Source organism: Paenibacillus antarcticus (assembly GCF_001637225.1).
Lineage (GTDB): Bacteria > Bacillota > Bacilli > Paenibacillales > Paenibacillaceae > Paenibacillus_AQ > Paenibacillus_AQ antarcticus.
The window spans coordinates 1-1265 of sequence record NZ_LVJI01000055.1; the positions used below are offsets into that span (position 1 = coordinate 1).

Here is a 1265-nt window from a genome sequence, read left to right on the forward strand (position 1 = left end):
ATGAGAAAACGGTCATAAACCCAAGAACAACCAACAAGTTGGTAAGGAAAAGTGCAAAGAAAAGGTACCGGTGGAGCGTTAGCGACAAATACAACGAGCAAGAAGGTTCAAAAACAATACCATATGGTATAAAACAAAGTAAAAGGAACAGTAGGAAAAGGAAAAAACGTAGCGAAAATAGAATAAATTAAAACAGGAATAGGAAACGAAGCAATTAAAACAATCAATATCACGAATAGTATTACAGATATCGCTGAAGCATTAGTAGTAAACCATGAAGTAACAATTAATGGTGGAGGTAAGACATTAACCTTCACAGATGGACTTAACACACTAGCAGACGGACAAAGACAAGGGATCCTAGTTCTTGCTAACGGAACAAAGATAAATAATCTTGTCATTGTAATGGCTGGAGAACTAAATAAGTGGCAGGGCGTGTACGGAATTCAGGTTTACAATGCAATAGAAGTTACACTTGAAGATGTAACAGCAAGAGGTGCAGATGGTGGTATCTTAGTCAATGCATCAGAAGTAGAATTAACTGGAGAAACAATCGTCAGTGCTAACGAATTTGGTGGAATTGAAGTATCAAAAGGTAAAACAGAAGGATTATCCAACTCAGTACTAACGGTTACTGGAACCTTAGTTAACGGCTCTGAAGCCTATAAACAACCAACGATTTGGTTAGTAAACGGTCAAGGAACAGTATCAGGTGGAGCGTTAGCGACAAATACAACGATCAAGAATGATCAGACGCAATACTATTTGGTAGCAGGCAATGCAAAAGCACCAGTAGCAACAGTAGCAAACGTAGCGAATATAGATGAACTGAAAACAGCATTAGAAACAGAAGCAATTAAAACAATCAATATCACGAATAGTATTACAGATATCGCTGAAGCATTAGTAGTAAACCATGAAGTAACAATTAATGGTGGAGGTAAGACATTAACCTTCACAGATGGACTTAACACACTAGCAGACGGACAAAGACAAGGGATCCTAGTTCTTGCTAACGGAACAAAGATAAATAATCTTGTCGTTGTAATGGCTGGAGAACTAAATAAGTGGCAGGGCGTGTACGGAATTCAGGTTTACAATGCAACAGAAGTTACACTTGAAGATGTAACAGCAAGAGGTGCAGAGGGTGGTATATTAGTCAATGCATCAGAAGTAGAATTAACGGGCGAAACAATCGTCAGTGCGAACGAATGTGGGGGAATTGAAGTATCAAAAGGTAAAAAAGAAGGATTAACAAACCAAGG

At 38.3% G+C, this 1265-nt stretch carries 2 protein-coding genes; both read left to right on the forward strand.

What is annotated here, in order from left to right:
- A partial coding sequence (locus PBAT_RS25845; RefSeq protein WP_211267852.1) for a hypothetical protein occupies positions 1–191 on the forward strand: 191 nt, incomplete at its 5' end.
- Between the two features lie 214 nt (positions 192–405).
- On the forward strand, positions 406–1265 hold an 860-nt coding region (locus PBAT_RS24560), incomplete at its 3' end, for a pectate lyase-like adhesive domain-containing protein (protein ID WP_157091356.1).